Raw genomic sequence first — 6,994 nt, forward strand, 5'->3', positions numbered from 1 at the left:
TTTCAGGCAGCCTGGTTGCCGAAGCAGACATATTTGGGTTCGAGATATTCCATGAGGCCATGACGCGAGCCCTCGCGGCCAAGGCCGGATTGTTTCCAGCCGCCAAAGGGAATGGGCGCGCCGGTGAATTTCGGCGTGTTGACGGCGACCATGCCGTATTCCAGCTGGTCCGTCAGGCGCATCGCCCGGCCGAGATCGTTGGTGTAGACATAGGCCGCAAGCCCCATCTCCGTGGCATTGGCGCGGCGGACCACCTCCCGCTCGTCATCGAAGGGCAGGATGGCGGCAACCGGACCGAAGGTTTCTTCGCGCGCGATCAGCATGTCGTCAGTCACATCGGCCAGCACGGTGGGGGTGACGAAATTGCCGCCGAGCGGGCTGTCCTGCCCGCCGCAGACGAGGCGCGCGCCGGAAGAGAGCGCCTGCGCAATTTGCTGACGGCACTTTTCGGCGACGGACGGCCGTGTCATCGGCCCGATGTCGATACCGGGTTCAAGGCCATGGCCGACGGTCAGTCTGGAGGTCGCATCGGCAAACCGCTCAATGAAACGGTCATAAAGCCCGCGTTGAACATAGATGCGGTTTGCCGCAAGGCAGTCCTGTCCCGATGTGGCGAATTTGGCGGCGAGGCAGCCTTTCACGGTCTGGGACAGGTCCGCATCGGCGAAGACGATGAAGGGTGCGTGGCCGCCAAGCTCCAGCGAGGCTTTTTTGATGGTCGCCGCCGATTGCGTGAGGAGGAGTCGTCCCACCTCCGTCGAACCGGTGAAGGAAAATGCCCGCACCTCGGTATGCTCCAGCAGGCGGCGCGCGAGCGGCGCGGCTTCACCCGGCAGAACCTGCAAAACGCCCGCCGGCATGCCCGCCTCCTGCGCCAGTTTCGCCAGTGCCAGCGCCGAAAGCGGGGTTTCAGGCGCCGGTTTGACGATCATCGTGCAGCCCGCAGCAAGGGCCGCGCCGGCCTTGCGGGCGATCATGGCTGAGGGAAAATTCCAGGGCGTGATGGCCACCGTAACGCCTATCGGCTGCATCCGCACGGAAAGATTGCCGCCTTTGAGGTGGCTTGGAATTGTCTCGCCATAGGATCTTTCGCCTTCGCTCGCAAACCAGTCGAGAAAGGCCGCGGCGTAGGAAATTTCGCCGAGCGATTCCGCAAGCGGCTTTCCCTGTTCGGCGCTGATGATAACAGCGAGGTCGCGGGCATTGTCACGCATCAGCCGGCCCCATGTCCGCAGGATATCGCCGCGTTCCACGGGCAGCATGTCCCGCCACCGGAGAAATGCTCTGCCAGCAGCCTCGACTGCGGCGTCCACGTCGTTCAGGGAGCAGGAAGAGACATCGAGCAGATGATCTCTGCTTGCCGGATCGACAACGCCCAGCGTCTCCTTGCGCGCCACCCATTGCCCGTCCAGAAAGGCACGATGCTCGATCAGCTCCGGTCGGTGAAGGTTTTTAAGCGCTGCGCTGGCGATAGCTTCCATCGGCAAGTTCCCTTTTCATTTGCCAGAAGCTTAACTGCGCTGCATGATTGATTGACTGCGTTTAAGAACGCTTCGACGCAGGAATAATGCTTAGTTCGACATCCAGATGCAGGAATCCCGCATGACACAGATTGACCGAGCCGACCGGGCGCTGCTTGACGCCGTGCAGAAGAACAATCGCCTGACATCGGAAGAGCTGGCCAAAATCGTCAACCTGTCGCCAACCGCGTGCCAGCGTCGGTTGAAGCGCCTGCGTGATGAGGGGGTGATCGAAGCCGATGTGGCAATCGTTTCGCCCAGGGCCGTCGGACGTGGCATCACCATGATCGTTCTCGTCTCGCTGGAGCGGGAAAGGGCCGATATTGTCGACCGTTTCAAAGCCGCCATTCGCGCCACGCGGGAAGTCATGATCGGTTATTATGTGACTGGCGATGCCGATTTCATCCTGGTTATCACGGCCAAGGACATGGAGGACTACGAGGCCTTCACCCGCCGGTTCTTTTACGAGAACCACGATATCAAGGGGTTCAAGACGATGGTCGTCATGGACCGCGTCAAGGCGGGCTTCGCCTTTCCAATCGACCCATGAGTGGACGGAAGGGCTTCTCCTCATGACGCCATGCGCTGTGATGAATATTGACAATATATGCTACGCTTTTCATAATCGAGGAGAGCGAAAGGAAATGCTATGGCGTCAGGTAGTATTCACGTCAAAGTCAGCGGTGCGCTGCAAGACCACATCCAGCAGCAGATTGGTGATAACGGCCTTTATGAGAATGCGAGCGAATATATTCGAGCGCTTATCCGGCGGGACCTGCAAACCCGCGACGAGGCGTGGGATGCGTTGCAAAAGGAACTGGCTCTCGCCATGCGTGCGGATGACAGCGAATTTGTAGCTGTCTCTGCTGACGATGTAGTCGGTCGAAACAAACGACGTTAGTTATGGCAGCTTACCGCTTTTATGCGCCTGCCGACGCCCAACAGGATAAAATCTGGCGCGACACCGTGGATACTTGGGGTGAAGCGCAGGCTGAGACCTATATACGTGGCCTGCACGCGCATTTGCAGCACCTTTGCGGCAACCATGTGCTATGGCGGCGTCTTCCCCAAAGACTTGCCGTCCCCGGTGACCTCAAGAGTGAGGCTTATTTCAGCCGGTATCAGCATCATTACCTGTTTTTTCGAAAGCTTGATATCGGCGACTTGGGCGTGATGAGTATTCTGCACGAGCGGATGGATATGGCCGTACGCTTGAGAGAAGATCTCATGGCGCTCGATGCTAGAGGCATTATCTAACCGGTTAGAGCCTACGGTTTTATCCAAGAAAGTGTACAAAAACATGGTGGGAAAAGAATATAAAAAAATCAAATAGCCCACGAATACCCCAGTATTTCTGAGAAAAATTGGGAAATGTTGTCCGTAACTTCTGCCATTTTTACATTATTAATATTTATTGTCGTGGCGGTGTGGGTATTTGATGGCGGGGTTGATAAAGATGATTTGTGGAAAGTTCAGTTATTTACTCCATTCGGTGTCGCCCTTTTTGCAGTTGTGACATACTGCACAGCTAACTGGCGCGGAAAGATTACAACACGTCAGGCTGATCTGGCTGCGAGTCAACTTCACCTTTCCGAGCGAGAGAGTAAGGCGAAACTTCTCCAAGAGGGTGCAAAACTTGTTGGGGAAATTGAAAAGCAGTCGCACGTCTCCGCAGGAATCTCGACGCTAGCTGTCTTGGTCATGGGTGATGATGAAGAGTTTGCGATCCAAGCAATGAACCTGATAGCAGACTTGGTTCAACGTGAAATGGGTAGCACTCATGAGCACACGTATCAGGAAGAGGCATTTCGGGCGCTAAAAAGGGGCGCGAGTATTGGGCGCTATTCGGATCGAGGGACACGATTTAAGGCAGTAAATTCTAAAATACGATGGAAGTTACTTCACGGTGTGAAGAATGTAACTTATGTTGACGGTTGTTTCTTGGGGCTCGATTGGAAATTTGGACTGGAGGATGAGAAGCACAATTTTCGTAACGTTAAGTTTGAAGCTTGCGAAAATGTCATATTTAGTGCGGAATTTGATACATGTAAATTTAGTGAATGTCATATTACTCGGATACGGGACTTTTGGACTTCGAAAGAATTTGAGGTGTATCATGAATTTATTGATTGTGATTTCTCCAATGCGCTGTTCGATGACGCTGAAACGTTGAGATGGATACGTGGTCAAAATAACTACTTTGTCGAGGGATTCTCGCCCGATACGATTTCTGGAGAGCCTATCGATTGGTTCAAGTACTTTTCTGTTGAGAGGCATTCGCGAATGCCGTTACTATTTTAGTTAAAAATTATTATGTTTCGTATCCGCTTTATTTTAAGCTGAATCTCAATGAGAGATTACTGTGAAATTCCCACCCATGCGTTGAGGGGTGACCATGATCGATACATCGCCAAGATCGATGGACGTCATTTTCGAAGACTTGAGAACACTTGCGCAATCTGAGGGCGCGCTGCACGATATCTCTGAAATTATTTATCGCGATTGGGTACAAAACGTCGACTTAAAGGAAGGGAAGGTTATCGATCCCCCTTCTCAAAGGTGGTCGACGGACAAGCTTAATACCAACGAATTACTGCTCATGTTAGGGTTACTCGTCCAGAGTTTCGGTGATGTAACGTATGCTAATATTAAAGCAGCATCTAAGTTTGCTTTGAGAGCGGATCGCTTGTTGCGTGAGTTGCATGATCGGATCAATGCAGATGCTGCATCGGCGTTTGACCCGGAATCCCAAAAATTTCTTGAGAGTCCGGTCTCTTTGGGTATGTTTGCACGAGAGGCGATATATTATGGCGCGTCGAGCTTCTATATTCACCAGTTCGCGAAATTTGCGAGACACCGCTACAAAGCCGACGGCATCTGGTTGTTGCAAAATGCGGGTCTCTCAGTACGGCCGATGATTGAGATTGGGACTTTCATCGTTGAGCAGATAACAGCTCAGATGGATTCTATTGGCCGCGCACGGATGGCGGGCGAAACACTGAACAACGGCGACCTCACCAACAGCTTACTTATCTCAAAAGCTGTCTTGCGCAAGAAATTTGGCGGGAAGGTCAATAGTTTCATCGCCAAGTTTGCTACGCCTGTTTCGGGCTCTAATTCGGGTTTCGATACTCCATTCTCCATTAATGATGTTTCTATTGCACCGTTGATCGATTTTGGCGATTTTCTTTATGTACCTAGCCAGTATCGGTTGATGGAGTGCATCTACGAGAGTCCGTTTTACTGGATGGTTGCCGATAAAGCTTACGGCGACGAAGCGGCCATAAACCGTGGTTTATTTTTGGAAACGACGGCAGCCCACGTAATGCGGAGGATTTTTGGGGAGGAAAATGTCTTTTTGAATGCTCGTTTTCCGGGTGCGAAAGGTAACAAGGGCGAGGAAGTTGACGTTCTTGTCCGGTATGGCGAGTTTATTTTGGTTTTGCAGGCAAAATCCAAGCGTATTACGCTGAAAGCGCGCGCAGGAGATCCTGAAGCGCTGAGAAGAGATTTCAACGGTGCCATCAAGGATCCATTTGAGCAAGCATTGTCGAGTTGCGATCTGATTAAGGCGGGGGCTCAGTGTATCGATGCTGTCGGAAAAATTATTAACTTACCCAAATTCCCTCGCTTGTTTCCGGTTGTGTTACTTAGCGATATGTTCCCGGCCGTTACTAATCTGTCACGATCCATGCTTGATCGAAAAGGAGGTGATCCAGCGCCGGTTATTTGGGATATCGGCGTTTTTGATTGCGTATCGCGTATGTTACCGTCGCCAATCGAGATGTTGTTTTACTTGAAGGCGCGCGGCGATGTTTTTGATCGCATTATGTCGGACAGCGAATACAATTTCCTTGGTTACCATATCAGAGCGAAACTCGCGCTAATGCCTGAGGCGGATTTTATGGTGCTCGACCGGGACTTTGCTACGGTTGTGGACGATTATATGATTTCTGCGGACGTGGGCGCAGAGCCAGAGCGGCCGAAGGGTGTATTGGAGTTGATAAAAATTCCGCTGATTGCGGAACTTCTTTCGGAGCTAAGGAATGCTCCTCCGGAGATTGCTGCGGTTGTGATCGAGCTTTATGAATTTTCGGAGAGTGCACTTGAAGAGGTCGGTAGAAACATTGCAATGCTTCGGGACGAGGTCGCGAAGACAAGAAATGCGATTAAAGCGTTTTCGATTCTTACTAAAAGCGGGGGCTTACCTATGCAGTGACCTTGGACGTTTCCGAACAAAGTCACGCTGCCGCTGCTGCCCTTGGCAGAAAACACAAATACACCACGAAAAGTGATCGCTGGTACGTTATGATCGATAGCATAGGCACAGAGGGGCCTATTGATGGCCTTCTGCCTTTGGTTTGGCCATGGATTGAAGATGCGGACGAGGCTGACAATGCAGGCCGTGTTTCGACATTATTCCGATCGAAACAGAATGAGGTTTTGATCGGTGCGACCAAAATAAAGTCTGGCACACGAGAGATTGATTGACACACAACAGATTTTGAACTGTTGGTTTGCGAATATTTTTAAATTAATTTTTCAACGCTCTGTTTTCAAGTTTTTACTTCCCCGTTCATCCTCGCCTTTTTTGCCTGATCTATAATGTTTCTGTTCCGCGATGAACCGGGAGACGTTCCGGGTTTACGTTGAATCGGCACCGGTGTGAGAGGAGACGACTACTCTCACATTCGGGGTCTGACAGTGAAAGTCCTGTGGGGATGAACGGAGGAGAGATGGACTGGGTTTGTGGTGGGCCTCTCTATCTTTTCGAAATGCATTGGCTGAAGGACAGGCTTTGACAGGCATAAATCACTGATGTGGGGCACTGATAAGTGTCTTTATTTCCCCAGGTGGCAATTTTCAGTGCCCCGTTGCAATGCCCATTGAGCTGAAAGGCTGATGGGAAAAGAGATGAAGCTCAAGACACGGTCGCAACTGCGTCGCGTGATAGGAAAGGTGTGTTCAAATGGGTCTTTATGAGATGTACGTTCTTGCAGCTCGTGCAGATACAGCCCTGATGAGGCGAAGGGTGGCGAAGATTATGAATCGTAGGCACAAAAAGCAATATTTACACAACCATAAGAAGAGTTTGAGTTTGGAAATCGAGGTGAAGAGGGAGTACCCCTTCGACCCGGGAGGATCCCATAAACATATATTTATATATATATATGCAGAAACATATAAAAATATATGCTGCATTGAATTGTATAGGAATATTTGAGGGCGGATGAAAATCCGTGGCCAGAATCTTGTTTTACGACCTGCAATTTGCGGATTGCGGGACGATAGCGTGTAAATATATGATTTTTATATTGAAATTGTCGATATGGCAGGGGAATGGTTGTGTGCGGAAACTATATGAGTGAGATGGAATTGATTGGAGTGGAGATCAGATTTGAGCGACGATCGATCATAATAACAATATCATGATATTGTTATTATGATCGATCGTCGCTCAAATCGATCTCCCT

At 50.8% G+C, this 6,994-nt stretch carries 6 protein-coding genes; 5 read left to right on the forward strand and 1 reads right to left on the reverse strand.

The annotated features are described in order from the left end of the window. Nucleotides 1-2: 2 nt before the first annotated feature. Entirely contained in the window at nucleotides 3-1,481 is a 1,479-nt protein-coding gene (locus tag O3W47_RS10660; protein ID WP_269313686.1) for an NAD-dependent succinate-semialdehyde dehydrogenase, read from the reverse strand. A gap of 121 nt (nucleotides 1,482-1,602) precedes the next feature. Between O3W47_RS10660 and O3W47_RS10665 the strand changes: the two genes are divergently transcribed. The 5 genes from O3W47_RS10665 (at nucleotide 1,603) to O3W47_RS10685 (ending at nucleotide 5,739) form a co-directional block, all read left to right on the forward strand. Then, nucleotides 1,603-2,070 carry an Lrp/AsnC family transcriptional regulator gene (locus O3W47_RS10665; RefSeq protein WP_135397762.1) on the forward strand — a complete coding sequence of 156 codons (468 nt, stop codon included), beginning with the start codon at nucleotides 1,603-1,605 and terminating at the stop codon, nucleotides 2,068-2,070. A 99-nt stretch (nucleotides 2,071-2,169) separates the two neighbouring features. Continuing rightward, complete coding sequence (locus O3W47_RS10670; RefSeq protein WP_269313687.1) at nucleotides 2,170-2,421, forward strand: ribbon-helix-helix domain-containing protein; 252 nt, start codon at nucleotides 2,170-2,172, stop codon at nucleotides 2,419-2,421. Nucleotides 2,422-2,423: 2 nt separating this feature from the next. Beyond that, on the forward strand, nucleotides 2,424-2,777 hold the full coding sequence (locus O3W47_RS10675; RefSeq protein ID WP_269313688.1) for a type II toxin-antitoxin system RelE/ParE family toxin: 354 nt from the start codon (nucleotides 2,424-2,426) through the stop codon (nucleotides 2,775-2,777). A gap of 114 nt (nucleotides 2,778-2,891) precedes the next feature. Beyond that, on the forward strand, nucleotides 2,892-3,821 hold the full coding sequence (locus O3W47_RS10680; RefSeq protein WP_269313689.1) for a hypothetical protein: 930 nt from the start codon (nucleotides 2,892-2,894) through the stop codon (nucleotides 3,819-3,821). Between the two features lie 94 nt (nucleotides 3,822-3,915). Next, the gene (locus O3W47_RS10685; RefSeq protein ID WP_269313690.1) at nucleotides 3,916-5,739 is read left to right on the forward strand and encodes a hypothetical protein; all 1,824 of its coding nucleotides are present in this window, start codon (nucleotides 3,916-3,918) and stop codon (nucleotides 5,737-5,739) included. Nucleotides 5,740-6,994: the final 1,255 nt, after the last annotated feature.

This window comes from Agrobacterium sp. LMR679 (assembly GCF_027157905.1).
Taxonomy (GTDB): domain Bacteria; phylum Pseudomonadota; class Alphaproteobacteria; order Rhizobiales; family Rhizobiaceae; genus Agrobacterium; species Agrobacterium leguminum.

Bases quoted from the DNA above. Each gene is read 5' to 3' on its own strand.
- O3W47_RS10660 (WP_269313686.1), bottom strand. From the start codon at position 1,481: ATGGAAGCTATCGCCAGCGCAGCGCTTAAAAACCTTCACCGACCGGAG.
- O3W47_RS10665 (WP_135397762.1), top strand. From the start codon at position 1,603: ATGACACAGATTGACCGAGCCGACCGGGCGCTGCTTGACGCCGTGCAG.
- O3W47_RS10670 (WP_269313687.1), top strand. From the start codon at position 2,170: ATGGCGTCAGGTAGTATTCACGTCAAAGTCAGCGGTGCGCTGCAAGAC.
- O3W47_RS10675 (WP_269313688.1), top strand. From the start codon at position 2,424: ATGGCAGCTTACCGCTTTTATGCGCCTGCCGACGCCCAACAGGATAAA.
- O3W47_RS10680 (WP_269313689.1), top strand. From the start codon at position 2,892: ATGTTGTCCGTAACTTCTGCCATTTTTACATTATTAATATTTATTGTC.
- O3W47_RS10685 (WP_269313690.1), top strand. From the start codon at position 3,916: ATGATCGATACATCGCCAAGATCGATGGACGTCATTTTCGAAGACTTG.